Source organism: Maritimibacter alkaliphilus HTCC2654 (assembly GCF_000152805.1).
Lineage (GTDB): Bacteria > Pseudomonadota > Alphaproteobacteria > Rhodobacterales > Rhodobacteraceae > Maritimibacter > Maritimibacter alkaliphilus.
The window spans coordinates 1,461,101-1,487,826 of record NZ_CH902578.1; the positions used below are offsets into that span (position 1 = coordinate 1,461,101).

At 65.3% G+C, this 26,726-nt stretch carries 28 protein-coding genes and 1 tRNA gene; 10 read left to right on the plus strand and 19 right to left on the minus strand.

The features are described 5' to 3' along the window. Nucleotides 1-26: 26 nt before the first annotated feature. The 9 genes from RB2654_RS08080 to RB2654_RS08120 form a co-directional block, all read right to left on the minus strand. Complete coding sequence (locus RB2654_RS08080; RefSeq protein WP_008330340.1) at nt 27-1,124, minus strand: extracellular solute-binding protein; 1,098 nt, start codon at nt 1,122-1,124, stop codon at nt 27-29. Between the two features lie 107 nt (nt 1,125-1,231). Beyond that, the gene (locus RB2654_RS08085) at nt 1,232-2,329 is read right to left on the minus strand and encodes an ABC transporter ATP-binding protein (RefSeq protein WP_008330341.1); all 1,098 of its coding nucleotides are present in this window, start codon (nt 2,327-2,329) and stop codon (nt 1,232-1,234) included. Nucleotides 2,330-2,638: 309 nt separating this feature from the next. Then, entirely contained in the window at nt 2,639-3,871 is a 1,233-nt protein-coding gene (locus tag RB2654_RS08090) for a hypothetical protein (RefSeq protein WP_008330342.1), read from the minus strand. 65 nt (nt 3,872-3,936) lie between these two features. Then, nucleotides 3,937-5,082 carry an acetylornithine deacetylase gene (gene argE / locus RB2654_RS08095; RefSeq protein ID WP_008330343.1) on the minus strand — a complete coding sequence of 382 codons (1,146 nt, stop codon included), beginning with the start codon at nt 5,080-5,082 and terminating at the stop codon, nt 3,937-3,939. Nucleotides 5,083-5,259: 177 nt separating this feature from the next. Continuing rightward, nucleotides 5,260-6,468 carry an efflux RND transporter periplasmic adaptor subunit gene (locus tag RB2654_RS08100; protein WP_008330344.1) on the minus strand — a complete coding sequence of 403 codons (1,209 nt, stop codon included), beginning with the start codon at nt 6,466-6,468 and terminating at the stop codon, nt 5,260-5,262. A gap of 4 nt (nt 6,469-6,472) precedes the next feature. After that, nucleotides 6,473-8,836, minus strand: coding sequence for an ABC transporter permease (locus RB2654_RS08105; protein WP_040885557.1), 2,364 nt, complete (start codon nt 8,834-8,836; stop codon nt 6,473-6,475). Between the two features lie 2 nt (nt 8,837-8,838). Then, complete coding sequence (locus RB2654_RS08110; RefSeq protein ID WP_008330348.1) at nt 8,839-9,555, minus strand: ABC transporter ATP-binding protein; 717 nt, start codon at nt 9,553-9,555, stop codon at nt 8,839-8,841. Between the two features lie 9 nt (nt 9,556-9,564). Next, entirely contained in the window at nt 9,565-10,260 is a 696-nt protein-coding gene (locus RB2654_RS08115) for a DUF5995 family protein (protein ID WP_008330350.1), read from the minus strand. 156 nt (nt 10,261-10,416) lie between these two features. Then, a complete protein-coding gene (locus RB2654_RS08120) occupies nt 10,417-10,992 on the minus strand; it encodes a hypothetical protein (protein WP_008330351.1) in 576 nt (191 codons plus the stop codon). A gap of 227 nt (nt 10,993-11,219) precedes the next feature. On the opposite strand from RB2654_RS08120, the gene RB2654_RS08125 reads away from it, so the two are divergent. From RB2654_RS08125 to RB2654_RS08145, 5 genes are all read left to right on the plus strand, one after another. After that, a complete protein-coding gene (locus RB2654_RS08125; RefSeq protein WP_008330352.1) occupies nt 11,220-12,224 on the plus strand; it encodes an AraC family transcriptional regulator in 1,005 nt (334 codons plus the stop codon). Nucleotides 12,225-12,324: 100 nt separating this feature from the next. Further along, complete coding sequence (locus RB2654_RS08130; RefSeq protein WP_008330353.1) at nt 12,325-13,296, plus strand: Bug family tripartite tricarboxylate transporter substrate binding protein; 972 nt, start codon at nt 12,325-12,327, stop codon at nt 13,294-13,296. Continuing rightward, complete coding sequence (locus RB2654_RS08135; RefSeq protein WP_008330358.1) at nt 13,293-14,237, plus strand: alpha/beta hydrolase; 945 nt, start codon at nt 13,293-13,295, stop codon at nt 14,235-14,237. The genes RB2654_RS08130 and RB2654_RS08135 overlap by 4 nt, the downstream gene beginning before the upstream one ends. Continuing rightward, nucleotides 14,234-14,692: a tripartite tricarboxylate transporter TctB family protein gene (locus tag RB2654_RS08140; protein WP_008330368.1), complete on the plus strand. Its 459-nt coding sequence runs from the start codon at nt 14,234-14,236 to the stop codon at nt 14,690-14,692. Before RB2654_RS08135 ends, RB2654_RS08140 begins: the two co-directional genes overlap by 4 nt. A gap of 18 nt (nt 14,693-14,710) precedes the next feature. Continuing rightward, entirely contained in the window at nt 14,711-16,231 is a 1,521-nt protein-coding gene (locus RB2654_RS08145) for a tripartite tricarboxylate transporter permease (protein ID WP_008330370.1), read from the plus strand. On the opposite strand, the gene RB2654_RS08150 is transcribed toward RB2654_RS08145, so the two are convergent. From RB2654_RS08150 to RB2654_RS08165, 4 genes are all read right to left on the minus strand, one after another. After that, nucleotides 16,228-16,482: a hypothetical protein gene (locus tag RB2654_RS08150; protein ID WP_008330371.1), complete on the minus strand. Its 255-nt coding sequence runs from the start codon at nt 16,480-16,482 to the stop codon at nt 16,228-16,230. The genes RB2654_RS08145 and RB2654_RS08150 overlap by 4 nt on opposite strands. Before the next feature lie 188 nt (nt 16,483-16,670). Next, nucleotides 16,671-16,756, minus strand: a tRNA-Leu gene (locus tag RB2654_RS08155). A gap of 45 nt (nt 16,757-16,801) precedes the next feature. Continuing rightward, entirely contained in the window at nt 16,802-17,506 is a 705-nt protein-coding gene (locus RB2654_RS08160; RefSeq protein ID WP_008330373.1) for a dimethylsulfonioproprionate lyase family protein, read from the minus strand. Nucleotides 17,507-17,576: 70 nt separating this feature from the next. Next, entirely contained in the window at nt 17,577-18,113 is a 537-nt protein-coding gene (locus RB2654_RS08165; protein WP_008330376.1) for a tetratricopeptide repeat protein, read from the minus strand. A gap of 89 nt (nt 18,114-18,202) precedes the next feature. Between RB2654_RS08165 and RB2654_RS08170 the strand changes: the two genes are divergently transcribed. Beyond that, a complete protein-coding gene (locus RB2654_RS08170) occupies nt 18,203-18,937 on the plus strand; it encodes a rhomboid family intramembrane serine protease (protein ID WP_008330377.1) in 735 nt (244 codons plus the stop codon). Nucleotides 18,938-18,957: 20 nt separating this feature from the next. On the opposite strand, the gene RB2654_RS08175 is transcribed toward RB2654_RS08170, so the two are convergent. Both RB2654_RS08175 and RB2654_RS08180 read right to left on the minus strand, forming a co-directional pair. Next, nucleotides 18,958-19,152: a hypothetical protein gene (locus RB2654_RS08175; protein ID WP_008330378.1), complete on the minus strand. Its 195-nt coding sequence runs from the start codon at nt 19,150-19,152 to the stop codon at nt 18,958-18,960. A 107-nt stretch (nt 19,153-19,259) separates the two neighbouring features. After that, a complete protein-coding gene (locus RB2654_RS08180) occupies nt 19,260-20,048 on the minus strand; it encodes an inositol monophosphatase family protein (protein ID WP_008330379.1) in 789 nt (262 codons plus the stop codon). Between the two features lie 138 nt (nt 20,049-20,186). Between RB2654_RS08180 and RB2654_RS08185 the strand changes: the two genes are divergently transcribed. Together RB2654_RS08185 and RB2654_RS08190 are read left to right on the plus strand one after the other, a co-directional pair. Beyond that, the gene (locus RB2654_RS08185; RefSeq protein WP_148912473.1) at nt 20,187-20,729 is read left to right on the plus strand and encodes a hypothetical protein; all 543 of its coding nucleotides are present in this window, start codon (nt 20,187-20,189) and stop codon (nt 20,727-20,729) included. Between the two features lie 48 nt (nt 20,730-20,777). After that, complete coding sequence (locus RB2654_RS08190) at nt 20,778-21,800, plus strand: TIGR00341 family protein (RefSeq protein ID WP_008330381.1); 1,023 nt, start codon at nt 20,778-20,780, stop codon at nt 21,798-21,800. A 3-nt stretch (nt 21,801-21,803) separates the two neighbouring features. On the opposite strand, the gene RB2654_RS08195 is transcribed toward RB2654_RS08190, so the two are convergent. The 4 genes from RB2654_RS08195 to RB2654_RS08210 all read right to left on the minus strand — a co-directional run bounded on the left by RB2654_RS08195 (nt 21,804) and on the right by RB2654_RS08210 (nt 24,259). Then, the gene (locus tag RB2654_RS08195; RefSeq protein WP_246146518.1) at nt 21,804-22,262 is read right to left on the minus strand and encodes a helix-turn-helix transcriptional regulator; all 459 of its coding nucleotides are present in this window, start codon (nt 22,260-22,262) and stop codon (nt 21,804-21,806) included. 47 nt (nt 22,263-22,309) lie between these two features. After that, entirely contained in the window at nt 22,310-22,909 is a 600-nt protein-coding gene (locus tag RB2654_RS08200) for a cytochrome b/b6 domain-containing protein (protein WP_008330383.1), read from the minus strand. Next, nucleotides 22,902-23,198: a PepSY domain-containing protein gene (locus RB2654_RS08205; protein WP_008330384.1), complete on the minus strand. Its 297-nt coding sequence runs from the start codon at nt 23,196-23,198 to the stop codon at nt 22,902-22,904. The genes RB2654_RS08200 and RB2654_RS08205 overlap by 8 nt, the downstream gene beginning before the upstream one ends. A gap of 155 nt (nt 23,199-23,353) precedes the next feature. Then, on the minus strand, nt 23,354-24,259 hold the full coding sequence (locus RB2654_RS08210) for a LysR family transcriptional regulator (protein ID WP_008330385.1): 906 nt from the start codon (nt 24,257-24,259) through the stop codon (nt 23,354-23,356). 96 nt (nt 24,260-24,355) lie between these two features. Here RB2654_RS08210 and metF point away from each other — a divergent pair, with 96 nt between their 5' ends. Beyond that, nucleotides 24,356-25,222: a methylenetetrahydrofolate reductase [NAD(P)H] gene (metF, locus tag RB2654_RS08215; RefSeq protein WP_008330386.1), complete on the plus strand. Its 867-nt coding sequence runs from the start codon at nt 24,356-24,358 to the stop codon at nt 25,220-25,222. A 96-nt stretch (nt 25,223-25,318) separates the two neighbouring features. Beyond that, entirely contained in the window at nt 25,319-26,710 is a 1,392-nt protein-coding gene (locus tag RB2654_RS08220) for an NAD-dependent succinate-semialdehyde dehydrogenase (protein ID WP_008330393.1), read from the plus strand. The last annotated feature ends 16 nt before the right edge of the window (nt 26,711-26,726 follow it).

Below are 26,726 nucleotides of genomic sequence, written 5' to 3' on the forward strand. Positions count from 1 at the left end.
CCCCTCCCCGATGGTGTCAGGTGAGATTACTGGGCGAGCCAGGCCTGGAACTTGGCGTCCAGGTCGTCGCGGTAATCAGCCCACCAGGTGTAGTTGTAGACGAACACGTTCTGCGAGTTCTCCGGTGCGGTCGGCATGTGCGGCCCCATCGGAATACCCAGCTCGGCGTGATCGCCCACGAGCGGCGCCGACGACTGACGGGCCGGACCGTAGGAGATGTAGGCGGCCTGATCGGCAAGACGCTGGGTGTCGGTCGCGAAGCGCACGAAGTCCAGCACCGGCTCGAGACGCTCTTCCGGCAGACCGGCCGGGATGATCCAGCCGTCAAGGTCGAACACCTGCGCGTCCCAGAGCATTTCGAAGGGCTGATCCTGCTCTTCGATCGCCGAGAACCAGCGGCCGTTGTAGGACGAACCCATCACGATCTCGCCGTCGGCGAGAAGCTGCGGCGGCTCGGCAGCGGCCGACCACCAGATGATGTCGTCCTTGATGGTGTCGAGCTTGGCGAACGCCTGATCCTGACCTTCCTCGGTCTCGAGAACGTCGTAGATGTCTTCCTTGGCGACACCGTCACAGAGCAGGGCCCACTCCATGTTGTTGATCGGGCGCTGCTCGAGCGCGCGCTTGCCCGGATAGGTCTCGGTGTCGAACATCGCACAGATCGACTCCGGCGCGGGCGCGCCTTCGGGCAGAAGGTCGGGGCGGTAGGCCGCGGTCGTCGAATAGACGATCTGCGGGATGAAGCAGTCCGACACCAGAAGATCGCCGAAGTCGTCCTCGGCCGAGGTGCCGTCGTCACCTTCGGCGAGCATCTCGTCGAAGTCGATTTCCATGGCGAGGCCTTCGTCGCACAGGCGGATGGCGTCCGCGGCCACGACGTCGACCAGATCCCAGGTGATGTTACCGGCTTCGTTCATGGCGCGCAGTTTGGCCACGGCTTCGGCCGAGCTTTCGTCCCAGGTGATCGACATATCGGGATGGTCGGCCAGGTAAGGCTCGACATAGGCCTTTTGCTGGCTCGCCTGATAGGCACCACCCCAGGACACGAACGTCATGTCCTGAGCGGCGGCCATACCGCCGATGCTTGCCACGGCAGAGCCCAGAAGGAGGGTCTTGAGTTGCATAGAGTTACTCCCAGTCATTCGCCCTTTTTGGGTTTCCGGAGAGGCAGAGCCGGGCGAGCCCGCCCTCCATCCCACCCGCGCCCGAGCGGCGCAGGGGTGTCTCGGTATCAATCGAGCGCGCGGCAGTCTTCCGGCAACCAGCCGATTTCGATCTGCTCGCCCGGCTTCAGCTTGACCTGATCGGGCGCGTTGCGCGTCTTGATGATGAAATCCTCGTTGCCCGCGACCCTCAGCCGCGTGCGGAAAATATCGCCCATGTAGATGAACTCGAGCACTTCGGCCTTGAGCGTATGGGCGCCTTTCTGAAGACGCTCGCTGTTGTATTCGACGCGCTCGGGGCGGATCGACACCTGCGTGCGCTGGCCGACCTCGGACACGTTCACGGGCTTGGCGTCGATCACTTCGCCGTCGTCCAGTTGGATGACACAGGTATCGCCCGTGATTTCCTTGACGACACCTTCAAGCGTGTTGTTCTCGCCGATGAACTGCGCGACGAAGCTGTTCTTCGGTTCTTCATACAGAACGTCGGGCGGATCGAGCTGCTGGATGCGGCCATCGTCGAACACGGCGACGCGGTCCGACATGGTCAGCGCCTCGGTCTGGTCGTGGGTCACGTAGACCGTGGTGATGCCAAGGTCGTGGGCCAGCCGCGTGATCTCGAACTGCATGTGCTCACGCAGTTGCTTGTCGAGCGCGCCGAGCGGTTCGTCCATGAGCACCAGCTCGGGCTCGAACACCAGCGCGCGGGCCAGTGCGATCCGCTGCTGCTGACCGCCCGAAAGCTGGGCCGGGCGGCGGTTGATGAAATCGCCCATCTGAACCATGTCCAGCGCGCGTTTGACCTTTTCCTCGCGGTCGGACTTGCCGATCTTGCGCACTTCCAGCGGGAACGACAGGTTCTCGCCCACCGACATATGCGGAAACAGCGCGTAGTTCTGGAACACCATCCCGATCCCGCGTTTGTGCGGCGGGATGTTGTTGATCGGCTGACCGCCGAGGAGGATGTCCCCGTGCGTCGCCGTCTCGAACCCCGCGAGCATCATCAGGCAGGTGGTTTTGCCAGACCCCGAGGGCCCCAGCATGGTCAGGAACTCGCCCTTCCCAATGGACAGGTTCAGATCCTTCACGACGAGCGTTTCGCCGTCATAGGATTTCTGAACGCGATCAAATACGACGAAACCGTCGTTTCCCTCTTGGCTGGCCAAAAGACCCCCTTACATCCCTGTCGGATTTCATTTGTTTTTGGTTTTGATCAAAGCCAACACGATTGACCTCGGGATTTCAACAGGCTTTTGGGCATTAAATGAGCGTTTGCTCAGACACGAACCTATTGATACCGAAAGCGACACGAAGTTTCTTATGCCTTGCCCTAGGCTTGTGCATTGTTGCGGTGGCGGCCCGCGATGCGCACGGAATCGACATGAATTTCCCGTGAGACTCAGGCCGGACCGCAAGGTGACGCTAGGTCAGTCCGCGACATCGGCCATGTCGCATCCGCACCGGGGGCCGCGTGGCTACTGTGGGATCGTTTCGCGGTAGAGGTAATTCGAGCCGTCCCAATACCACCGCTCATAGATCGTGATATCCCGCTCCGCCGTGGTCAGAAGCAGGTTGGGCCAGGCCCCGATCGGGCGCTTTCTGTCGATGTAGATGCGGGGCGGGTTCTCGACCGGATCGAAGACGACCCAATCGCGGTTCGGCGGTTTGACGAGGAAGTATCGCGCGAAGTTCGAGAATCCCAATTCCGGCGAAGGACCGACCAGCGCATCCACGAACCGCCACCCGTCCGGCAACTGGACGGCGACCGCGCGGCGCACGTCCGGGTCCGGTGCGCCCTCCAGCGCGAGCAGCCGACCGATCCGGTCGTCCAGCGCCTGTCGGGCCGCGTCCATCGCCGCCTCGGTCGAGGGGCCGTTCAACAGCACGAAGCGGTCCGGCGCGGTGTCGGGCGTCGCCAGTCGCTGAAGATCGCCGCAATTGCCGAGAACCGCGCCCAAGGCCCGCGACGAGCCATCCAGCGTCATGCCCAGCTCGCGCTCCTGCTTCATGGCCCGAACCCGGAACGTCCCGGCCTGCCCCCTGCGAAGCGCGCCGAGAAGCTCGTCGTCGAGCTGCCGCACGTAGACGGCGAAAAACGCGTTCTCGAACCCGGCGCGCGCCGACACGGTCAGATACCCGGCCAGGGCCCCATCGACCCGAACGTCGAGTTCCAGTTCGAGCGCCTCGGTGACGTCGAGCCCCTCGACCGATCCTTCGGCCAGAAGCATCCACTGTTCTTCCTCCGGCGTGCAGACGAAAGACAGGCACAGCTTTCCGTCCTCGGTGTCATAGGGGCAATACCGCGCTTCGAGCCTGCGGCGGCTTTCCTCGAGCGTCCATTCGGCGTCCGCCGAAGGATGCGGCGCGATGAACGGGACCACGCCCAGATCGTAGCTTTGGCAGTCCCACTCGACCGGACGGGCGAAGGGCGCCAAGGGCGCTCCGCCCGGTCTGAAAAGAACCGCCATCGCACCGTCGGCAGGGGCAAGGGGTTGAACGCCCTCGTCCGTGGGTGCCGGGCAGTCCGGGCACAGGGTCCATCTGTCCGGGGATCGAAACCGGTCTGACGCATAGTCGAGGCCGTCCGGCACCCCATGCCCCACAGGGTTCATGGTGCAGATTTCGACCGCAGGCCCGTCTTCCCGTGACTGCGACAGGGCCGGCACGGCAAAAACAAGGGCGATCAAGACACAAACGATCCGGGACATGGCCTATCCGAACGACGTTCCTCCCCCATTAGGTCCACTGTCCGCCAAATTGGTTAACGGAATCCTCAAATCAGACGGTCGAGCAGGTCCAGACAGGCGGTCAACTGGTCCAGTGCGACGAATTCGTTGGGCTTGTGCGCCTGCGCGATGGACCCGGGGCCGCAGACCACGACATCGCAGCCCAGCGATTGAAACAGCCCCGCCTCGGTCGCGAAGGGCACGAGCCCGGCGGTGTTCGCGCCGGTGAGCTTCATGACCAGATCGCGCGCGGCATTGCGCTCCATCGGTTCGAACCCCGCGACTTCGCCGATCACCTCGGTCTGGATACGCGCGCGCGGCTCGACCTTCTGCATGGCCGGGAGCAGCACGTCGCGGGCGTATGCCTCGATCTCGGATTTCACGAAATCCATGTCCTCGTTCACAACGGGGCGGAATTCCCACTCCACCTCGGCCTTGCCGACGATAACGTTGTGGGCGACGCCCCCATGAACGCCGCCGATGTTGAGCGTGGTCCAGGGCGGCTCGAACGCGCTGCCCTCGGGCGCACGGGTCTTGAGCTCTTCGCGGATTTCCAAAAGGCGCGAGACATAGCGCACCGCGTATTCGGCCGCGTTCACCCCCTGATCCGGGTCGGACCCGTGGCCTTCGAGTCCGGTGAAGCGCGTGGTGTATTCGCAGCAGCCCTTGTGCCCCTCGATGATCCGCATTTCGGTCGGCTCGCCGATGATCGCCATGGCCGGCTTCACCCCCCGCGCCTCCAGCGCGGCGATCAGATCGGCGGCGCCGAGACAGCCCACCTCTTCGTCATGGGTGAAGGCGAAATGGATCGGACGGTCGAGATCGCGCGCCGCGTAGTAGGGCGCCATTGCGAGCGCGCAGGCGATGAACCCCTTCATGTCGCAGGTGCCACGCCCGAAAAGCAGGCCGTCCGCCTCGCGCATCTCGAACGGGTCCGAGGACCAGTCTTGCTCCGCCACCGGCACCACGTCGGAATGGCCTGACAGGACGATGCCCCCGTCGCCCTCCGGCCCGATGGTGGCGAAAAGGTTGGCCTTGGTGCCGTCGGCATTCGTCAGCACCTCAACCCGCGCGAAATGGCGTTCGAGGTAGTCCGCCATCCAGTGAATCATGTCGAGATTGCTGTCCGACGAGACGGTCGGAAAGGCAATGAGCGTGGCGAGGATATCGCGGGCGGTGTCGAGACGGGTCATGGCGCGACCCTGCCACAGCAGCGTGGGTCTTGCCCATAGGCCGCGTTCCCGATCGGAGCGGGCTTGCGCCCGCACAGGTCTTGCGCCGCCCTGCCTTGCGGCAGGTCAGCGCGGCAGGGGGACCAGTCCCCCTGACCCCCTGAAGTATTTTCGAAACAGAGAAGAGGTGGACCGGGGTCAGTTGCCTGCCGCGCGCGCCTCGACCAGCGTGCCCTGCGCGACACGGTCGGAGGGGTGGGTGATGACCTTGTCGCCCGCCTCGAGCCCCGAAAGAACCTCGGCCTCGTCCGAGTTGCGTTGACCGATGTCGATGGGGGTCAGGCGGGCCGTGCCATCCCGGACCACGAAGACCGCCCAGTCGGCCCCGTCGCGAAACAGCGCCGAAATCGGGAGCCGCAGGGCATCCTCGGCGGACCATTCCACGATCCGGGCGTAGACCCGGAAGTTATGGCCGAGCGGCGGCACGTCCACGCCGTCCGCGAAGTCCAGAACGACGCGCACGCGCTGCTCTTCGATGCCCAGCGCCGAGACCTTGGTGAAGGCCGCAGGCTCGATCTCGCGCACGACGGCGTCGAGCGCCGTATCCCCGCCCCAGCGTTCGATATGGGCGGGCGCGCCCGCAGCGAGGCGCACCGCGTCGGTCGACAGGAGTTCCACGACGATTTCCAGATCGTCGGTCGGCCCGATGGTCAGGAGCGTGGTTCCCGCCGTCACAGGCCGGGCCGAGGTCGAGGTGACCGACAGCACCTTGCCCGACACGGGTGCCCGGATATCGACGCAACAGGCCTCTTCTTCGTCGAGCGTGCGCTCGCCGGGCTGGGTGAGAACGGCGCGCGCCGCCGCCACCTCGCTCATCCGCATGTCCGCCGTGGCATGGGCGCTGTCGAGCTGCGCCGAGGCGATGTCGACGGCGGTTTCGGCCGTTTCCAGCGCCGCATCCGACGTGGTTCCGCGTTCGTGCAGGTCGAAGGCGCGGTTGAGCTGACGCTGCGCGTTGTTCAGATCGGCCTCGGCCACGGTGATCTGGGTCTTCGCCAGCGCGAGCGCCGCTTCGGCCTGTGCCACCGCCGCTTCGGCCTGCTTGCGCGCGCGTTCGTCGAGGAACGCGGGCTCGCCCGGTTCGATCCGCGCGATGACCGTTTCGCCCTTGATGACCGTGTCGCCGACCTTGACCGGCGAGCGCCCGACGGTGCCCGATACGGGGGCCGCCACTTCGAACACGTCGCGCACGCGCGTGGTGCCGTCGGCGTTCACCGTGACTTCCATCGGGCCCGCCGTCACCTCGGCCATGTCGACCGGAACGATCTCAGGCTGCATCGACACCCAGACCGCACCTCCGATGGCCGCCACGGCCACGGCGCCGATTACGATGGTTCTCAGTTTCATGGGGTCACTCCCTTGTTTTCATCACGGCGACAAGGTCCATGCGGTCGATCCGCCGCCGCACGATCAGGGCCGAGACGATGGTGGCCCCCGCCACCACGCCCGCGGCGCGCCAGTAGGTTGTATCGGTCACGATAAGCGGCAGGGCATAGAGGTCGGATTTGAAGCTTTCGACCATGCCCGCCGCCATGCCGTAGCCCATGACGAGGCCCACGGGGATCGCGACCAGCGTGAGGATGAACAATTCGCCCAGAAGGATGTAGCTTACCTCGCCCTTGGTGAAGCCGAGGATGCGCAGGCTCGCCAGTTCGCGGGCGCGTTCCGACAGTTGGATACGGGCCGAGTTGTAGACCACGCCAATGGCGATGAGTGCGGCCATGAAAGTATAGACCGTCAGCGTGATCCCCGCGCTTTCCGCGATGGTTTCATCGAAGCCGCGCCGCACCTCGGACATATAGGTGATGCCCGAGATCGCGGGGCTGGCCTTGACCGCCTCGAACAATTCCTCGCGCCGCGCGTCGTCGATCTCGACATTGGCGAGGCTCAGACGCGGCATGTGCCCGAGTATCCCGCTCGCGGTCTCCATATCCATGTAGGCGGAGAGGCCGAAGAACTGCGCCACGGTGCCGGTTATGGGCACGCGGTAGCGGGTGTCGCCTTCTTGCAGGAACTCGACCTCGAGGATGTCGCCGATGTCGGCGTCCAGATGATCGGCCAGACGTTTGGCCAGCACCAGCCCGTGCTCCGGCGCCACCTCGACCCGGTCGTCGCCGTCGAAGACGCGCACAAGGTCGTTGCCAGGCCGCGCGGCCTCGATCCCGATGGTGCGGGTCAGGTGGCCGTGGTGCAGACGCACGGGGATCGACAGGCTGCCCTCGGCCCGCATCACGCCGGGCAGATTCTCGACCGCGTCCAGCACCGCCTCGGGGCGTTCGATGGCGAATTCGAGGATCGCGTCCTGACGGTTGGCCTGCACGAAGGCCACGTCGAGCAATTCGTCGAAACTATCGAACATGAAAAGACCCGCGACGATGATCGCCGCCGAGATCGAGATCCCCAGACTGGTCAGTGCGGCCCTGAGCGGCCAGCGCCCGATGGCGCGCAGGATCATCATGGTCGGCTGCTGCGGACGCATGACCTGAATGAGCCGGTCGAACAGGCCCCGGCGGAACCGCGTGGGCGCGGGCGGCGACATGGCCACGGCGGGCGACAGGCCCACGACGCGGCGCACCGCCATCATCGCGCCGACGAGCGCGGCCAGAAGGCCGGCGGCGGCCCCGATCACGTAGACGCTCGGGCGTTGCACGAAGACCAGATAGGGGAAGTGGAAGTATTCGACATAGACCGACGCCATCGCCTGTGACGCGGCCAGCCCCATCAGCCAGCCGATGACGACGCCGATGGCCCCGATCCCCAGAGACAGTTTCAGGTAATGCGCCGCGATCTCGCCGGTGGAATAACCCAGCGCCTTCAATAGCCCGATCTGTTCGCGCTCCAACTGGATGAGCCGGCCCAGCACCATGTTCACGAGGAACGCGCTCACCACGAGGAAGATCGGCGGCACGATCCGCGCCATGACGTCGAGCTGCTCCAACTCGCCGTCCAGAAACGCGTTCGAGACCTGCTGATCGCGGGCATAAGACCCGGTGCCGCCATAGGGTTTCAGCAGGGCTTCGAGGTCGTCCCGGACCGGTTCCAGATCGGTGCCGCGGGTGACCGACAGCGTCACGGAGTTGAAGGCACCCGACAGGTTGAAGGCCGCCGCGATCACGTCCTCGGCCATCCACAGGATGCCGAAGCGTTCGTCGTCGGGCATGATCGAGCCGGGGCCGATGGTGTAGATGAACTCGGGGCTGAGGACGACGCCGGTGATCCGCACCTCGCGCTTCTGGCCGTTCAGCGTGACCGAGAAACCGTCGCCGGGACCATAGTCATGGGCCAGCGCGAAGGCTTCGTTCACCACGACCTCGTCGCGACGACCAAAACCGGGCAGCCGCCCCTCCTTGACGATGAGCGCGTTCATCACGGGCTCGCCCGAGGCCGGGATCGACAGGATCTGCGCCATCGCCGGGTCGGACATATCCGGCAGGTCGAGCACCGCGAACTGGCTGATCCGGGCTTCGACACGGGCCACACCGGGAATGGCCGCGATCTCTTCGACCAGCGTTTTCGGGGCGCGCGCGGCAGAGGACCAGATATCGGCGAACCGCGCCCGGTCGTAGAACGTGTCGCGCGTCTCGGTCAGGCTGCGCTGGGTGCCGAAGGCCATGACCATAATCATGACCCCCACCGACAGCACGGCGGCGATGGCCAGCGCCTGCGCCCAGAGCCTGCGGATGTCGCGAAAGAGCTTTTTGTCCAGCGCGCGCATCGTCACCACTCGATTTCGGACGGGGCGATACGGCTGTCGTTGGTCACCACCTGAGCGATGTTGCCGTCCGCGAAATGCACGACGCGGTGCGCCATTTTCCGTATGCCCGCGTTATGGGTGATGACGATGGTCGAGGTGCCGAGTTCGGCGTTGATTTTTTCCAAGGCGTCCAGCACCTGAACCCCGGTGTTGGAATCCAACGCCCCGGTCGGTTCGTCGCACAGGAGCACTTCGGGCCGTTTGGCGATCGCGCGCGCAATCGCGACCCGCTGCTGCTCGCCCCCCGACATTTCCGCCGGAAAGTGGTCGAGCCTGTGGGTCAGCCCCACCCGCTCCAACGCCTCCTCCGGTTTCATCGGGTTTTTCGCGATCTCGGTCACGAGCGCCACGTTTTCACGCGCCGTCAGAGAAGGCACGAGGTTGTAGAACTGAAAGACGAACCCGACATGCTCGCGGCGATAGCGCGTCAGCTCCCGCTCGCTCATCGCCGTCAATTCCTGATCGCGGAACCACGCCTGCCCGGCGCTCGCATGATCGAGGCCGCCCAGAATGTTGAGAAGTGTCGACTTGCCCGACCCCGACGCGCCGAGCAACACGGTGAATTCGCCCGTGTAAAGCTCTGCATCCACGCCACGCAGCGCGTGCACGTCCACCTCCCCGGTCCTGTAGACCTTGGTGATTCCGGTGGTGTGAAAGACCCTGTTCATCCCGTTCGCCATGTGGCCATCCTAGCCATATGGTGCGACGCCACTTTGATCTGGTTCAATATTTTTCGTGGTCTCTGCATAAGATCGCTGCCGCCAGCCTTGAAGCGTGGACAGCCAGATGGGCCGCAGCCCCACGATCCCACGGTCATAGAGGCGCAGCCAGATGCGCCGCCAGCGGCTGGGATGATCCGCGAAATGCGCGATGAAATCGCGGGCCGCCGCGATGAACGCCTCGCCCGACGCGCGCGACCGCAACAGGGCCTCGACCTGCCGCGCCCGATCCGGCCCCTCCGGCAAGCCGCTCACCGCCGCGTGGATCGCAGGGCCGAGGTCGTGCCGGATATGCGCCCGCGCGGCGAGCGAGACCAGAACGAGGTGCAGGAAGATCGGTGAGGACAGGGTAAGACGCCTTGCGACCCGATGGTACGTCCGCCACGGCTTCGGCACCTCGGCAAGCGGCGCATCGCGGCAGGCCAACACCCCGGAAGCGTAGAGATCATAGAACCGTTCGATGACGCGGTAGGCCAGTTCTGCTTCGACCGCACCGTCCAGCGCGCCCAGCCATCGTGCGGTCGTGTAGCGGTAGAGGTGGGCGAAGAGCACATGGACGCGGGCACCGCGATGGTCCGGCAAGGCGTCCAACTCCTCGGCCACCGCCGCAAGCGTCGCGGCGACCGCGTGGGCCCCCGCACGGGCATCTTTCGGGGCATCCTTCATGCGCGTCCCCTCCCCTTCGCCGCAGCCTTGCCGAGCGAAGGCCCGGAGCCGGCTTGCCTCGCCCCACCCTACCGCACGGGGGTCGGCCCACAAAGGCCCACGCTGACGCAGCTCCCGCGCCCGCCGCGACGGATGACCCTGACCGGGTCGCCCGCGTCAGTCGAAGTGGTAGGTCAGGCCGATCCCCGGCGCGAAAATGCCGCTGCCGTTGCGCCCGCGTGCGGGCACGTAGCGCACCCCGGTGAAAGCGGTCAGGTTCGTATCTGGCACGTCATACAGGAACCCGGCCTTGGCGATCGCCCCGGCACGCAGGGGACCGATCAGAAGGTCGGGGCGCAGGAACCCCTGATAGCCGTAGATGAACCCGGCATCCAAACCGCCATACAGGCCGAAATTGCCAAGAACATCGGGGCGATACTGCACCTCGAAATTCACGCCCAGCGAAAAGGACTGCGCGTTGAAACTGTTGAGAAACACCATCCCGCCGTAGGACACCACCAGATCGAACTCCGGCGACAAGCGATAGACGTTGCCGCAGGCGATCTGCCGCGCGTTCATTTCTTCGTTCAGCGGGCGAAGGATGGGCGGCTTGATGTGCCAGAACTTGCTGAAATACTCGACCGTCACCTGATCGCACAGGCCCGAGAACTGTGCGCGAGCCGCACCCGGAAACGTCGCGGCGGCAAGGGTCACGGCAATCGCCACGGCGATCCCGCGCAGATAGGTCAACATTTCACCCGCGCTCCTTCGAACGACGCGGCCGGATCACCGGCGCGCAGAGGTTCCATCCCGATGGTCAGTAGTGTCGCATTCCCGGCAGGCCCGCCAGAGCCCTGCCGGCGTGACGCCGCTGTTTTCCGCGACTGTTGCCGAGTTGGACCGTTCCCAAGCCACCGCCCACGTCACGCCACAGGCCGATGCGTTTTGACGCGGGCGCGCCGCCCCGTCATGATCGCGCCATGTCGGCCAATATCCGCGGCACCCTCGTTCTCGATTTCACGCGCTTCCTGACCCATCTCGGTCAGGATCTGGCCAAGGTCTTTTCGGCGGCGGGCTATCCGCTCGAATCCGCGCTGGATCGCGATACCCGTGTGCCGGTCGAGGTGCCGACGGCGCTTTTGGAAACCGCCGCGCGAATGCTCGACATGCCCGATTTCGGGCTGCGGCTTGCCGAATTCCGGCAGATGCCCGACCTCGGCCCGGTGGCGCTTTTCCTGCGGGAAAAGGAAACGCTGGGCGACGTTCTGGAAACCATCGCGCAGGCGTTTCACCTGCATTCGAACGCGCTTTATCTCACCAACATCGACATGGGCGACACCATCGTCCACGCCATCGAATTGCTGACCACCGACCATCGCCTGTCGCGCCAGAGCGCCGAGATGATCGTGGCCGGGGTGCGCGAGATGTTTCGCTGGATACTCGGGCCGGACTGGCGCCCGGCGGGCATCCTGTTTCGTCATGCCCGCGTGCTGCCGGAGCGGACCTATCTGGCGCATTTCGGGCAGGTTCCCGAGTTCGAGCAGGAATACAACGCCATCGTGCTGGAACGCGCGGACCTGTCGCTGTCGCTCAAACGGGCGGCCCCGGCCTTCGACAAGGATGCGCGCGCCATCCTCGCGGATGTGCAAAGCGCGCCCGAGGTCTTTCTCTACCGCGTGCGCCAGCTCATCGTGCTCACGCTTGGGCAGGGCGAGGCGCGGGCGGACCGGATCGCCGGGCTTCTCGGCATCGACCGGCGCACCCTGCATCGGCGGCTGTCGCGCGAGGGGCTGACCTTCTCGGGCCTGCTCCATGACGTGCGGCGGGAGTTCGCGCAGCAATACGTGGTGAGCACGGATCGCTCGATGGCCGAGATCGCGCTGCTCGTCGGGTTCGAAAGCCCGGCGGTCTTCAGCCGGTGGTATCGCGACGCGATGGGCCAGACGCCGCGCGACAGCCGGGCGGCGGCGCGCGCGGGCACCTGACCGCCTGTCCCAAAATGTCAAGAAGACCCATCCGAGTCCCGCTAATGTCCGAGGCCGAAGCGAGACCGGGAGGACGGCTCGCCCCTCAGGAGGAACCACCATGAAACGCACGTTCACACAGATCGTCCGCGCCGCCGTCGCCGCGACGCTGATCGCCCCCGCCGCTTTCGCGCTGGACTACCCGTCCAAGCCCGTGACCATCATTCACGCCTATCCAGGCTTCGCCTTCGACGCTGTCATGCGCGCCGCGGCAGAGAAACTTCAGGAAAAATGGGGCCAGCCCGTGGTCGTCGACACCCGCCCCGGCGCGAACGAGGTCATCTCGGCCAACACCGTCGCGCAGGCCGCACCGGACGGCTACACGATTTTCGCGGGCACCGAATCGACTTTCCTGAACAACCCGGCGCTCTACACGTCGCTCCCCTACGATCCGGCCACCGACCTCGAACCCGTCAGCCAGTTGTTCAACGTCCAGTTCGGCCTTCTGGTGCGCGGGTCCATCGAGGCCCAGACGGCGGACGAGTTCATCGCGCAGATGAAGGAAAGCACCGGCACCTTCGGATCGTTCGGGGTGGGACACATCATGCACCTCGGGATGGAGAAGTTTAACACCGCCGCCGGGATCGAGATGAAACACGTGCCCTATTCCAACGGCGGCCAGATGCTTCAGGACATGCTCGGCGGTCAGATCGACGCGACCGTGGCCAGCACCGTGCTCGCCACCCGGTTCGGCGAAGGCGGCAAGCTGCGGATGCTCGCGATGAACGGGGCCGAGCGTCAAGCGGCGCTGCCGGACGTCCCGACCTTTGCCGAGGTCGGCTTTCCAGAGCTGGAAATCTACTCGATCGCCGGGATCGCGGTGCCGGGCGGCACGCCGTCCGAAATCAAGATGGCGATCTACGAGGCCTTTGCCGAGGTCATCTCGGACCCCGCCTTCGAAGCCGAAATCGTCGTGCCGAACGGCTACGAGGCCGTCCTGAGCACACCTGAGGAATTCACGAGCTTCATCGCGGACGAATCCCCGGCCGCAGCCGACCTGATCGAAAGCCTCGGCGTGAGCCTCGCGCAATGAGCGCCAAAGTCATCAGGACCGATATCCCCGTCACCAACGGGGATATCGAGGTCGTGCGCAAGATGCTCGAAGACGTGAAGTTCGCGCAGAGCTACCGGGCGAGCGGCGACATCGCGGCCCTGCGCGCGGCCACCGCCAAGATGGTGCAGAACCCGTTCTTCCGGCCCGTTCCGGCGGGCGTCGCCGTCGAACCCGGCGCGCTGGGTGGCGTGGAAGGCGAATGGATTTCCGGCCCCGACGCCTCGGACGACGTGCTCGTGTTCTTTCACGGGGGCGGCTACATTCGCGGCAGCCTCGACCTTGGCCGGGCGAATGCGGCCGAGATCGCGCTGGGGTCCGGGTGCCGCGTCTTTGCGACCGCGTACCGACAGGCACCCGAAAACCCCTTCCCGGCCGCCGTCGAAGACGCGGTCGCGGTGGCATCCGCATTGGGGGCCGAAGGCAGGCGGTTCGCGCTGGTCGGGGAATCCGCGGGCGGCGGGCTCGTCCTGTCCACCGCGATGACGCTCAGGGACCAAGGCAGGCCCATGCCCTTCGCGATCAGCTGCATCAGCCCCTTCGTCGACCTCACCCTGTCCGGCGAAAGCTGGGACTTCAACGCAGGCAAGGACATCGCGACGCGCGAGATGGGCAACGACATGATCGCGCTTTACATGGGCGACGCGGACCGGGCCGACTGGCGGGCCTCGCCGGTGTTCGGAAGGTTCGACGACCTGCCACCGATCCATGTTATCGTGGGCGCGAGCGAGGGGCTGTTCAGCGAAGCCCTGAGCGCATCCGAACGCGCCGTAGGTGCCGGATGCCCGGTCACGCTGGACGTGTTCGCCGAGATGCCGCACGGCTTCACCAAGTATCGGTTCGATGCGGCGGGTCAGGCGATGGCGCGGGTCACGCGCTGGCTCGCCACCAGCGCCAAGGAAGGGGAGGAGACATCGGCATGACCGTGACCGTCGAACGGGCCCGTGAACTGACGGGCGGCACCCTGCTTGCCCTCTTGGGCGGCGGGGCGGCGCTCAAGGCGCTCACCTCGCAACACATCGGAACGCCCGCGAACATGGGGCCGGGCTTCTTTCCCGTCGTGCTCGGTATCTGCCTTGCGCTGTGCGGGCTGGGTGTAGCCGCGGCAGCCCTCGGCAAATCGCTCGACCAAGCGGCGGTGCCGCGCGTCAATGTGCGCGCCGTGGCGCTCGTCACCCTGTCGGTCGCGCTTTTCGCGCTGACGATCCGCCCGCTCGGCATGGTGCCTGCCGCCTTCCTGCTGGTGCTGACGGCGGGGTTCGCCGATCCGCGCACCAAACCTTTGACACTCGTCCTTCTCGCGGGTGGCCTTGCCGCCATCAGTTGGCTCGTCTTCATCGTCGCCCTCGGGATGCCGCTACGCGCCTTCGCGTTCTGACGCACCGGAAAGATCACCATGTTCTTCGATCATCTCCTGCTCGGGTTCAGCGAGGCATTCACGCTGACGAACCTGTGGTATTGCTTCATCGGCGTGCTGCTTGGAACGCTCGTGGGCGTGTTGCCCGGGCTGGGCGCGCTCATCACGATCTCGCTCCTTCTGCCGTTCACCTACTACCTGCCGGTGGACGGTGCGCTCATCATGCTGGCGGGCGTGTATTTCGGCGCGGACTTCGGGGGCGGGACATGTTCGATCCTGATCGGCGTGCCGGGGCATCCGGCGGCCGCCGTCGATGTGCTCGACGGATACCCGATGGCCAAACAGGGGCGCGGCGGTGTCGCGCTGTTCATCAAATGCATCGCCTCCGCCTGGGGGTCGTCCGTCGGCATCATCCTGTTGATGCTCTTCGCCCCGGCCCTGTCGGCCTTCGCACTGAAATTCGGCCCGGCGGAGTATTTCATGCTCATGGTTCTGGGCCTCGTGGCCGCCGCCAGCGTCGGGCGCGGCTCGCCGCTCAAGGGGTTCGCGATGGTGGTGCTGGGCCTGTTGCTGGCCACGGTCGGGACCGACGTGAACACCGGGCTGCAACGCTTCACCTTCGGGATGACCGAACTGTCGAACGGCGTCGGCCTGATCCCCGTGGCGATGGGCCTGTTCGCGTTGACCGAAGTCATGTCGAGCATTGGTAAGTCCGCCGTCTCGCCGGTCAAGCAACGCCTTCGCCTGCGCGATCAATTGCCGTCCCGTGCCGAATGGCGCGCCTCATGGCCCGCGATGCTGCGCGGCTCGGGGCTGGGGGCGGCGTTCGGCGCGCTTCCCGGCACCAGCGGCGGCATGGCCACCTTCATCGCCTATGCGGTCGAGAAGCGCGTCTCGAAGACGCCCGAGAAATTCGGCACCGGCGCGGTCGAGGGGCTGGCCGCCCCCGAGGCCTGCAACAACGCGGGGATCGGCACCGCCTTCATCCCGTCGCTCACGCTGGGCATCCCCGGCGATGCGGTCATGGCGCTGCTGCTCGCGGCCCTCATGCTTCAGGGCATTCAGCCCGGCCCGATGGTGATGACCAGCCACCCGGAACTGTTCTGGGGGCTCATCGTCAGCTTCTGGATCGGCATGGTCATCCTCGTCGCCCTGAACATCCCGCTGATCGGGATTTGGGTGCGGCTCCTGCAAATCCCCTATCCGCTCATGTTTCCGGGCATCGTGCTTTTCACCTGCATCGGTGTGATGAGCGTGGGCAACTCCACCTTCGACCTCTGGATGACGCTGGTCTTCGGCCTCGCCGGTTTCGCGTTGATCCTGTTGAAGTTCGATGTGGTCCCGCTGATCCTTGGCCTGATCCTCGGCGCCCCGATCGAAGAGAACCTGCGGCGGACGCTGCTGCTGAGCGACGGTGATTTCGGCGTGTTCCTGACCCGTCCCATCGCGCTGACGGCCGGGTTGGCCGCGCTTTTGATCGTGGCGCTTTCCACCTTCGCGCAGATGCGGCGCAAAAGGGCGGGGCATCACGCGACCGTCGGTCACGAGGACATCGGTTAGGTCTTGCGATCCTCGGGTCCCGCGCCGACCTCGGGGTCGTTGTAGTCGCTCGGGTCGAAATCCTCGGGGTCGTAAGGCTCTTCGTCCTCGGCGATCCCGGTCACATGGGTCGTGCCCGTCTCTTCGTCGTAGACGAGGCCGTAATTCGTGCGGCCCTCGGACTTGTAACGCAGGAATTCGTGGATACCGGCATAGATGAAGGCCACGACGAAGGGCGAGATGAAGATGAGGGCGATCGTGCGCGCTTCCATTATCGCACCCCCCGCATGGTCGTCTCGTCGGACAGTGGGGGCGCACCGACCGGCAGGGTGGCCGCGGCGCGTGGGGGCAGTCGATCATTGCACATGCGCCGAAGGTGGTGACCAAGCGCGCGGATGTCAAATGCCGCCCCTTTGGCGGCGCCGCGACGAGCGGAATGGAAGCAAACCTTTGATATCGCTGGTACCCGCGGCCGGACTCGAACCGGCACGGCACTCAGGCCAAGGGATTTTAAGTCCCCAGTGTCTACCATTCCACCACGCGGGCCAGCGACGCGGACCGTAGCCCAGCCGCGCGGGCGAGGAAAGGCCGTCAGATGCCCTGTTCGGCGCGTTTGCGGGCTTTCGAGAACTTCATGCCGGGGTCCGTCAGCCGGTCGGTCGGCCCGACCCAGGCATAGGCCAGAAGACAGGGGTCGTCGTCGCCCGTGGTGATCCGATGCTCCTCGCCCGGCCTGTTCAGGATCAGCGAACCGGGGGCATAGACCGCAAGCTGGTTTTCCGACCACGCACCGGCGATGGAGATATAGCTTTCCTCGATGTCGTGGTGGCTGTGCTGGGGATAGGTTGTGCGCGGCGCGAACAGGACGAAACCCAGCGTGATCCGCTCGGTCACGACGGGGCCGCGCGGCCCCAGCACCTCGCAATAAGCGTATTTCCGGGCGAGGTGCGGCGGCACCTTCGCATAGCCGTATTCCCACGTGAGCAGCGGCGAAATCCGCTCCAACGCGCGGCTCAGGCCGAACATCGGCGTGCGTGCGCCAAGGTCGAAGGCCCGGTGCAGATGCGCCGTCACCGGCTTGGTCTCGGGCGGGCGGGGATGAACCAGAGGGTTGCCATCCACCACAGACGACAGCGTTTCACGCACCTTGCGGCGGTGGCTGCGGATCGCCTTGGACCCGCCCGCCGAGCCGTGGCGATAGAGCGCTTCGAATTCATGCAGCAGGTAATGCCAGCCGGGGCTGTCGTTCAGGCGGACGCCCTCGATCCCATCCGATGCCGGTGCCGTGCTGTCCATCGCCGCCTCCCCTTCGTGGTGGCGATTACGAAAACCCGACATGGGGGGTCGGGGCAATGATTCTCGCGCCCTAACGCGGTGCGCCGTAAAGCTCGGGGATCAGGCCGCGTTCCGGCAACCAGGGGTGAAGATCGACGGCCGCCCTCAGCGCATCATACCCTTCGTCCTCGCGCCCCAGCTTGAGAAGCGTCACACCCTTGCCGGACAACGCGGGGATATGGCGCGGTGCGATCTCCAGCGCCCGCTCGATGTTTTCAAGCGAGGCGGCGTAATCTTCCTGCCGGAAATAGACGAATGCCCGCTGGTTCCACGCCTCGGCCCATGTCGGGCAGTATTCGACCAGCGCGTCGAACGCCTTCTGCGCGCCTTCGTAATCGGCCACGCGCATCCGTTCGAGGCCGACATCCAGCAACTCGCCCGACCATTTGTCCGGCGGGGCCTGCCAAAGCGACCACATATCGCGCAGCGCGTCGCGGGCGACCATATAAGTCTGGGCGGCCTGCCCTTCCGCGATCAGGGCCGCCAGCGCGTCGCCGGTATCGGGGCCTTCGGGGCAGGTATCGGCCCAGATCGGCGTCGCCACGAGGAAGGGAACGAGAAACCGCATGTGCAACCGTCCGCCGCACGGGCGTTCCCGTCAAGTCACGCACGCGCGAGCCGCTTGACGCCCCCGCGCGCATGGGGCCATCTGCACCCATGTTTCCGATCCGCGATCACAACCCGTCCGAACGCACGCCTTTCGTCACCTACATCCTCGTGGCGATCAACGTGGTCGTCTTTCTGGGCCAACTCGGCCTCGACGACCGGGCACTGGGCGAGGCGTTCTGGACCTGGGGCGTCGTGCCGGAGCGGATCACGTCGGGCAACGGGCTGGAAACGCTCATCACCTCGCAGTTCCTGCATTCGGGCTTCTGGCACATTGCGGGCAACATGCTGTTTCTGTGGATCTTCGGCGACAACCTCGAGGATGAGCTGGGCCATTTCGGCTTTCTGGTCTTCTACCTCGCCAGCGGCGTGGGGGCGGCGATGTTCCAGATCCTGCCCGATCCGTCCTCGGGCATCCCGATGGTCGGCGCATCGGGCGCCATCGCCGGGGTGATGGGCGGCTACCTGCTCCTGTTTCCCAAGGCGCGGGTCGACGTGCTCTTCATCTTCATCGTCTTCTTCAAGATCTTCCCGATGCCCGCGTGGATCATGCTCGGGCTGTGGTTCGCGCTCCAGCTTTTCAACGGCGCGACGATGCCGGGCGACGGGGTGGCCTATATGGCCCATGTCGGCGGGTTCATCGTGGGGTTCGTCTGGGTGCTGCCCAAATGGCTGCGCGAAGGCGGGCCGGAGTTCTGGCGCCGCACGCATGGGCACCCGCCGCATCCCGACGCGCAATACCGCTTCTCGTCATCGAGCGTGCCAGCGGTCCGCCGCCGGCGATAGGCAGGGGTCAGGCCCGGTTCTTATTCCGGCCCGACCGACCGACCAGAGACGAATTCGCTCAGCTTGTTGGCGAGCGTCGGAACCGAGCTGGTGACGGAAAAGCCCGCGAACAGGCCAAGCATCAGGATCGCGGCGGTCAGTGCGACCCAATCGACGGTGACAGCCCCGTCCTCTTCCTTCAAAAAAGGCCGCAGCAGCCTTCTTGCGATACGCATTGCAACACATCCCCTTCGAATTGCTTCGAGACAGGATGGCGTCAAAACGCGGCGCAATTGTGCCGTTGTGATGCCTTAGACGTGGTAAAACGGACGTTTTAGGCCGGTCAGTCCCGGATGATCTTGGCGAAACTGTCGAAGATCGCTTCGTTCGCGCCGATCACGTCACCGCCCGACAGGATGTCGCCCTCGGGGTCGATGGGTTCGACCAGACCGCCCGCTTCGCGCAGGATGACAAGGCCCGCCGCCATGTCCCATGCGTTCAGGCGCCGTTCCCAGAACCCGTCGTAGCGCCCCGCCGCCACATACGCGAGGTCGAGCGCCGCCGACCCCCAGCGCCGCACACCGGCGCAGGTCGGCATCAGGCGCGCGAGGTCCTGCAAGGTCTGGGGCAGATCGCCCCGCCCGCCGAAGGGCACGCCGGTCGCGAAGATCGACTCGATCATCTTGTGACGGCTCGACACCCGCAGACGCTGCTGGTCGTTGAGCCATGCGCCGTTGCCCTTCTCGGCAAAGAACATCTCGTCCTTCGCGGCGTCGAACACGACGCCCGCGACGACCTCGCCCTTGTGCTCGAGCGCGATGGACACCGCCCAGTGCGGCAGGCCGTGGAGGAAGTTCGTGGTCCCGTCGAGCGGATCGACGATCCAGCGCCGGGTCGGGTCCTTGCCCTCTTCGCCGCCGCCCTCTTCGCCGAGCCAGCCGTAGTTCGGGCGCGCTTCCATCAACTCGTTCTTGATGATCTCTTCGGCGGCGATATCCGCACGGCTCACAAAGTCGCCCGCGCCCTTCATCGAAACCTGAAGGTTCTCGACTTCGCGGAAATCCTTGACCAGCGACCGACCCGCCTTGCGCGCGGCCTTGATCATGACGTTGAGATTGGCGCTGCCTTGCATGTCCGGGGCTCCTTGGTTCAGAGGGCGCTATACGCGCGGGCGGGCGCGATGCCAAGGGGCGCGCCGGGGCCAAAATAGGCGAACAAGCCATTTCCGTGTTATCCTTCGCTCATTCTTTGGAGAATGGGGGATTTGAAAATGGCCAATGACTGCCGCACACCGAAAGTACATTACAGACAGAAAGTGGTTGGCGATCTGGTGCTGGATGAGCGGTACGTTCCGATCGTGCCACCGTCCATCGAAGCCAAACGGCTCGTCATCGAAACGTCCAAGACGCGGGAGACGATGGCCGCCGAGCTTCTGGCCCAGATCAATCGCAAACTGACCGCGCGCAACGCCGCCGTGCCACAGTGCGGCAAGGGCTGTATCCCCATCGGCGAGATAGAGCGCAAACCCCCGCCGCCCCCGATGAAACGGCGCGACACGCTCACCTTCAAGGAGCCGTGCCGGTTCAAGGGAAAAGACAAGACGTTTCAGATCGAGGTCACGTTCAAGATCGGGGGCACCGTCATGGTCGAGACCCGCGTTTTCGACATCCTGTGCGATGCGCCGCTCGAAGACGCCGCCTTCACGGACGAACCCAGGACCTATTACATCGACGACGAGATCGGCCCCTTGGTGGAACAACTGACCGAAGAAGACCGGAAGCGGTTCGGGATCAGCGAGGTCTCGCGGGCCTGACGCCACGCGGAAGGTGGACAGTGGCCGGGGCATGGCTACTGTCGCCCCATGACCACGCGCCAGATCCTCGTCACCGCACCGAAATCCACGCTGACCTACCTCGTGCGGGCGATCCGCGACGTGGGCGTCATCGACCTGCGCGTGCTGGAGGCGACCGATCCGCCCGGCGACCCCGTTCTTCTGATCCTCGCCGATGACGACGACCGCCAGACCCTGCTCGACCGGATGCAGGCGGTGTTCGGCCCGGAGAACGAAGACGACTGGCGCATCACCCTGCTGCCCATCGAAGCGACGATCCCGCGTGTCGAGGAAGAGGACGAAAAGGAAGAGCCGAAGGAACGGCGCGAATTCGCCTCGACGGGCCGCACGCGCGAAGAGATTTACGACAGCGTCTGGCGCAATGCTCGTGCCGACCGGAATTACATCACCTTCGTCGTGCTTTCGACAATCGTGGCCGCCTTTGGGATGCTGGCCGACAACGTGGCCGTGGTCGTGGGCGCGATGGTGATCGCCCCCCTGCTCGGCCCCAACCTCGCCCTTGCCGTGGGCATCGCGCTTGGCGACGGAAAGCTGATGGGCAAGGCGCTGATGACCAACCTCGTCGGCGTCGCGATCGTGCTGGCGCTCAGCCTCGCCATCGGGCTGATCTGGCCCCCGGACCTCGCCGCGAAGGAATTGATGAGCCGATCCGAGGTGGGCTTCGACGGTATGGCCATCGCGCTGGCCTCCGGTGCCGCTGCTGCGCTTTCGCTGGTGTCCGGCCTGTCCTCGGCCCTCGTCGGGGTCATGGTCGCCGTCGCCCTTTTGCCGCCCACCGCGGCCATCGGGCTGTTCGTGGGCTTCGGCCAGCCCACCCTTGCCGTGGGCGCCGCAACGCTTCTCGCCGTGAACGTGGTCTGCGTGAACCTTGCCGCTCAGGCGGTCATGGCAAGCCGGGGCATCACGCCGCGCACGTTTTATGAGAAAAAGGTGGCCGCCCGATCGCAATGGATCAGCGCCGCCATATCCGTGGGACTGCTCGCCGCCCTCGCCGCCCTCATCTGGTGGCGGCTACTGCACCCGGCGACGTAACGGTCACTCGCCCGCCAGCAACTCTTCCATGAAGATCGAAAAGAGCTGCGGCCGCCCGTCAACCCCTGCCTTGCGAAACACCGCCGCGCCCTGAGCGCGCACGGTGCCCGAGGCCGTGCCGCGAATGCGCGCGATCTCGTCGTTCTCGATGCCCTTGAGCATCAGCAGCGCCACGTCCCGCTCGCTCGCCGTCAGGTTCCACTCGTCGAAAAAGGCTTCGATCACATCGGCCATTTCGCCCTGCGCGGCCCGTGTCGCGTTCTCGAGAATGGCGACGCGGTTCATCACCCGCCGCAATTCGAAGATCAGGAAGGCGACCCCACCGACCATGGCGAGGCCCGCGACGATCTCGACCCATTTGTGCGGCCCTTCGAATTGTCCGTCGCCGACAAGGTCGCCGATCACGTCGCCCAGAAAGAAGATCGCGCAGAGCGTCTGGACGACGATGACGGCAGACAGCAACGCTGCCCGCCGCCCCGTTCTGGCGCGATCGCTGACGGCCACCGCCGTCATCCGAGGCGATCCGTCGGCACGCGCTTTCGGCCCGTTATCATCGCAGGCACCAGCGGCACGCGGGTCAACACGGTATCGAGCACGATACCCGCGAGGTGAAGCACCACGGAAACCATGATCCAGCCATAGATCACCTCATGCGCTTCCTCGACCCAGTCGATACCGAAAAAGGCGACCGTCCCCATCATGTATCCCGTCACTCCCATCGCAATGACCGAGGCCCAGAGGTTATAGACCATGAGCGCCCCGGCAGGGTTATGGGAAAGATGCACGTGACGCCGCCCCCGGTGCAAGTCCGTCAGATGCCTGAGGGCCGCCATCGGGTTCGGGGGGAAGCTGGACAACCGCGCATGGCGTGGCCCGACGAGCCCCCACACGAGACGCAGGACGACGAGCCCGACACCGACGTAGCCGAAAAGCTGGTGCAGGTCCGCTCCGTTTCCCTCGGGCTCGAACAGGAAGGAACAGCCCAGAACCGCCGCCGCCACGCCCCAATGCGTGAGGCGCACGACCGGGTCCCAGACCTTAACGCTGGTCACCCCGTCCGGGGCGCGCCGATCACGCGCCCCAGAGGTCGTCGAGGCGACCTCAGTCATCGTCGCCGCCTTGCACGATCGCGCCGGTGGTCGGATCGACATAGACCTCGGCGGTCATCTTGCCCTTGACCACGTAGGCTTCGATACGGCCGTCCTCTTTTTCGATCTTGCGCACGTCGAAGCCCAGTTCGGTCAGCGCGGTGCGGATCGAAGCCTCGTCGGTGCCGAGCATCGTGCCCGCCGCGAGATCCGGCATCGTCGCCATCGACGCGTCGTCATCGTCGGCTGCGAAGGTGACGGCAGGCACAGCGATAGCGAGCGCGGCGAGGGTGAGAGTGATCTTTTTCATCGTGAGAGTCCTTTCGGTTGCCCGACAGGCACAGCGCCCGCCGGTCCCCTCCAGATTTGCCGATCACCCGCGGCGAGCCATTGGCGGGGGGCTTAATCGGGCCGGTCTAAGCGCCCGCTTAGGCCCAGCCGCAGCGCCCCGGTGCGACCAAGCCCCTATGCCCGTTGAAGTTTTACCGGCTCGGTCCGCGCCAGTCGCATCATGTGCGCGATAAAGGGTTTTGACACGTCCTCGTCCCGCGTCGCCGCATACATCCGCTTGTTCAGCCCCGCTTCGGTGATCGGGCGGACCGCGTAATCCGGGTTCGAGCGGTATTTGCCCAGCACCCAGTCAGGCAGCACCGTCACCCCGCGCCCGGCGGCGACCAGCATCAGGATCACCTCGGTCAGTTCCACGCCCCGCGTGCCCCTCGGCTCGACCCGCGCAGGGGTCAGAAGCTGGGTGAAGATGTCGAGCTTCGCGCGTTCCACCGGATAATGCAGCACGACCTCTTCAGCGAAATCCTCGGCCTCGATCCACGTGCGGTCTGCGAGCGGATGGTTCGCGGCGCAGACGAACATCGGCTCATAGTCGAAGAGCGGCGTGAAGGTGACGCCCGGCAGGCTCACCGGATCGGACGAGATGACGAAATCCACCTCTTCCCGCCTCAGCGCCTCGATCGCGTCGAAGGCCAGCCGCATCCGGATGTCCACGTCCACCTCGGGCCAGGCGCTGCGGAACCCGTCGAGCACGGGGAAGAGCCAGTCGAAACAGGCGTGGCACTCGATGGCGATGTGCATACGCCCCGACCGGCCCGACTGCATCGCGCGAAACTCTTCCTCGACCGCCGAAATCTCCGGCAGGATTCGTTCGGCGAGGCGGAGCAGCTTCATGCCCGCCGGCGACAGCTTCATCGGTTTCGACCGGCGCTGGAACAGTTCCATCCCGACCTGCTCCTCCAACCCCTTGACCTGATGGGACAAAGCGGACTGCGTGATGTTCAGCATGTCGGCGGCACGGGCCAGCCCCCCGGCCTCGTGAATGGCCCGGATGGTGCGCAGGTGACGGAATTCGAGATACATTGTGAGCGATCCTCATATTCTTTCTGAATATTATGAATTTGTCTCACGAAGGCCAAGGCCCTAGGTTCACCTCAACACCAAGAGGAATCTATCGCCATGAAAGCGCCCCGCATCTCGTTCGAATTCTTCCCGCCGAAGAACATCGAATCGACCTTTCGCCTGTCCGATACCGTGCGTGACCTCGCGCCGCTCGACCCGTCTTTCGTGTCGGTGACCTATGGCGCCGGGGGCACGACGCGCGAACTGACCCACGATGTCGTCGCGACGATCCACAAGAATTACGGCCTGAACGTCGCGGCGCACCTGACCTGCGTGAACGCGACCCGCGACGAGACGATGGAGATCATCGACAACTACGCCCGTGTCGGCGTGTCCGAGATCGTCGCGCTGCGCGGCGACCCGCCCAAGGGATCGAACGGCTTTGTCCCGCATCCTGACGGCTTCGCGAACTCGGTCGAACTGATCGAAGCCATCGCGGCGCGCGGCGACATGAAGATCCGCGTCGGCGCCTACCCCGACCCGCACCCCGAGGCCGCTTCGGACACCGCGGACGTCGATTGGCTCAAGCGTAAGATCGACGCGGGCGCGACCAGCGCGATCACCCAGTTCTTCTTCGAGGCCGAAACCTTTCTTCGGTTCCGCGACAAATGCGCGGCAGCCGGGATCGACGCCCCGATCATTCCGGGCATCTTGCCGATCCAGTCGTGGACCGGGGTCAAGAACTTCGCGAAAAGCTGCGGCACGCCGGTGCCGGGTTACCTCGACGATGCCTTCCTGCGCGCCGAGCGCGACGGGCGCGAGCGGCTTCTGTCGATTTCGCTGACGACCGAGCTTTGCACCGAGTTGATGGAAGAAGGCGTCGAAGACCTGCACTTCTACACGCTGAACAAGACCGACATCACGCGCGACATCGTTCACGCGCTGGGCGTGACGCCCAAGGTGGCGCTGCAACAGGTCGCCTGACCCGACCCGCTCAGGAACACGTGAAGGCCGCGACCCGGAACAGGGCGCGGCCTTTTTCCGTTGGCAGGTCCAAGGCAACCCGAAAGGACCACGCCCATGAAAGACGCTGCCAAATCCGGCTATATCACCACGGTCGACCCGGCCACCGAGCAACCCCTGAAAGACTATCCGATCATGGAGCGGGAGGAGGCGCTGGCCGCCGTCGAACGCTGCCACGAGGCGTTCCTCCACTGGCGCGAGACGAGCAAGGAGAGCCGTGCCGAGATCATCTCGAAGATCGGCGCCACGCTGCGCGACCGCGCGGACGACTTCGCGTCGCTCATGACCGACGAAACCGGCAAGCGGCTTGAAGACGGTCACACCGAGATCGAGCTATGCGCCGCGATCTGCGACTGGACCGCCGAACAGGGGCCCGAGGAGCTGGCCGACGAGGTGCGCGAGGTCGCTAATGGCGAGCGCGGTGTCATCACCTACCAGCCGCAGGGCGTGATCTACGGCATCCAGCCGTGGAACTTCCCCGCCTATCAGGCGGTGCGCTACGCCATCGCGAATCTCATGGCCGGGAACGGCGTGCTTCTGAAACACGCGTCGAACTGCACCGGATCGGGCCTGTTCCTGCGCGACGTCTTCGAGGCGGCCGGCCTGCCGGAACACCTGTTCACCGTGCTGGTCATCGACCACGACACGTCGGACGATATCGTCAAAAACCACCGCGTGCGCGGCGTGACGCTGACCGGGTCGGCCGCCTCGGGCGCCAAGGTCGCGGCGATCGCGGGCAGCGCGATCAAGAAAACCGTGCTCGAGCTTGGCTCCAACGACGCCTACCTCGTGCTGGACGACGCCGATCTGGACCTTGCCGTGAAGACCTGCGTCATCGGGCGCATCTACAACAACGGCCAGACCTGCGTGAACGCAAAGCGGTTCATCGTGACCGAGAAGAACTACGACGCTTTCGTGAAGGCCTATGTCGAGGCGATGTCGGCGCTGAAAATGGGCGATCCGCGCGAAAAATCCACCAAACTCGGCCCGATGGCGCGCGGCGATTTGCGTGACACGTTGCACGAGCAGGTGACCAAGTCGGTCGACAGGGGGGCGACCATCGAATGCGGCGGCGAGATCCCAGATCGCACAGGGTATTACTACCCCGCCACGGTTCTGACCGACGTGAAGCCGGGCCAGCCCGCCTATGACGAGGAACTCTTCGGCCCCGTCGCCAGCGTCATCCGCGCCAAGGACGACGTGGAGGCGATGCACATCGCCAACGACAGCCGCTTCGGACTGGGCGGCGGCATCTTCTCGCAGGATGAGGATTATGCCGTGAACCTCGCCCGGTCGCATTTCGACACCGGGATGGTCTTCATCAACGGCTTCAACGTGGCCACCCCGAACATGCCCTTCGGCGGTGTGAAGGATTCAGGCTATGGCCGCGAGCATGGCGGCTTCGGCATGAAGGAATTCGTGAACGTGAAGACGATCATCACGAATTGAGGTTTCGACCGCCGAA

Coding starts and splice junctions, on each gene's coding strand:
- RB2654_RS08080 (WP_008330340.1), bottom strand. CDS start 1,124: ATGCAACTCAAGACCCTCCTTCTGGGCTCTGCCGTGGCAAGCATCGGC.
- RB2654_RS08090 (WP_008330342.1), bottom strand. CDS start 3,871: ATGTCCCGGATCGTTTGTGTCTTGATCGCCCTTGTTTTTGCCGTGCCG.
- argE (WP_008330343.1), bottom strand. CDS start 5,082: ATGACCCGTCTCGACACCGCCCGCGATATCCTCGCCACGCTCATTGCC.
- RB2654_RS08100 (WP_008330344.1), bottom strand. CDS start 6,468: ATGAAACTGAGAACCATCGTAATCGGCGCCGTGGCCGTGGCGGCCATC.
- RB2654_RS08105 (WP_040885557.1), bottom strand. CDS start 8,836: ATGCGCGCGCTGGACAAAAAGCTCTTTCGCGACATCCGCAGGCTCTGG.
- RB2654_RS08110 (WP_008330348.1), bottom strand. CDS start 9,555: ATGGCGAACGGGATGAACAGGGTCTTTCACACCACCGGAATCACCAAG.
- RB2654_RS08115 (WP_008330350.1), bottom strand. CDS start 10,260: ATGAAGGATGCCCCGAAAGATGCCCGTGCGGGGGCCCACGCGGTCGCC.
- RB2654_RS08120 (WP_008330351.1), bottom strand. CDS start 10,992: ATGTTGACCTATCTGCGCGGGATCGCCGTGGCGATTGCCGTGACCCTT.
- RB2654_RS08125 (WP_008330352.1), top strand. CDS start 11,220: ATGTCGGCCAATATCCGCGGCACCCTCGTTCTCGATTTCACGCGCTTC.
- RB2654_RS08130 (WP_008330353.1), top strand. CDS start 12,325: ATGAAACGCACGTTCACACAGATCGTCCGCGCCGCCGTCGCCGCGACG.
- RB2654_RS08135 (WP_008330358.1), top strand. CDS start 13,293: ATGAGCGCCAAAGTCATCAGGACCGATATCCCCGTCACCAACGGGGAT.
- RB2654_RS08140 (WP_008330368.1), top strand. CDS start 14,234: ATGACCGTGACCGTCGAACGGGCCCGTGAACTGACGGGCGGCACCCTG.
- RB2654_RS08145 (WP_008330370.1), top strand. CDS start 14,711: ATGTTCTTCGATCATCTCCTGCTCGGGTTCAGCGAGGCATTCACGCTG.
- RB2654_RS08150 (WP_008330371.1), bottom strand. CDS start 16,482: ATGGAAGCGCGCACGATCGCCCTCATCTTCATCTCGCCCTTCGTCGTG.
- RB2654_RS08160 (WP_008330373.1), bottom strand. CDS start 17,506: ATGGACAGCACGGCACCGGCATCGGATGGGATCGAGGGCGTCCGCCTG.
- RB2654_RS08165 (WP_008330376.1), bottom strand. CDS start 18,113: ATGCGGTTTCTCGTTCCCTTCCTCGTGGCGACGCCGATCTGGGCCGAT.
- RB2654_RS08170 (WP_008330377.1), top strand. CDS start 18,203: ATGTTTCCGATCCGCGATCACAACCCGTCCGAACGCACGCCTTTCGTC.
- RB2654_RS08175 (WP_008330378.1), bottom strand. CDS start 19,152: ATGCGTATCGCAAGAAGGCTGCTGCGGCCTTTTTTGAAGGAAGAGGAC.
- RB2654_RS08180 (WP_008330379.1), bottom strand. CDS start 20,048: ATGCAAGGCAGCGCCAATCTCAACGTCATGATCAAGGCCGCGCGCAAG.
- RB2654_RS08185 (WP_148912473.1), top strand. CDS start 20,187: ATGGCCAATGACTGCCGCACACCGAAAGTACATTACAGACAGAAAGTG.
- RB2654_RS08190 (WP_008330381.1), top strand. CDS start 20,778: ATGACCACGCGCCAGATCCTCGTCACCGCACCGAAATCCACGCTGACC.
- RB2654_RS08200 (WP_008330383.1), bottom strand. CDS start 22,909: ATGACTGAGGTCGCCTCGACGACCTCTGGGGCGCGTGATCGGCGCGCC.
- RB2654_RS08205 (WP_008330384.1), bottom strand. CDS start 23,198: ATGAAAAAGATCACTCTCACCCTCGCCGCGCTCGCTATCGCTGTGCCT.
- RB2654_RS08210 (WP_008330385.1), bottom strand. CDS start 24,259: ATGTATCTCGAATTCCGTCACCTGCGCACCATCCGGGCCATTCACGAG.
- metF (WP_008330386.1), top strand. CDS start 24,356: ATGAAAGCGCCCCGCATCTCGTTCGAATTCTTCCCGCCGAAGAACATC.
- RB2654_RS08220 (WP_008330393.1), top strand. CDS start 25,319: ATGAAAGACGCTGCCAAATCCGGCTATATCACCACGGTCGACCCGGCC.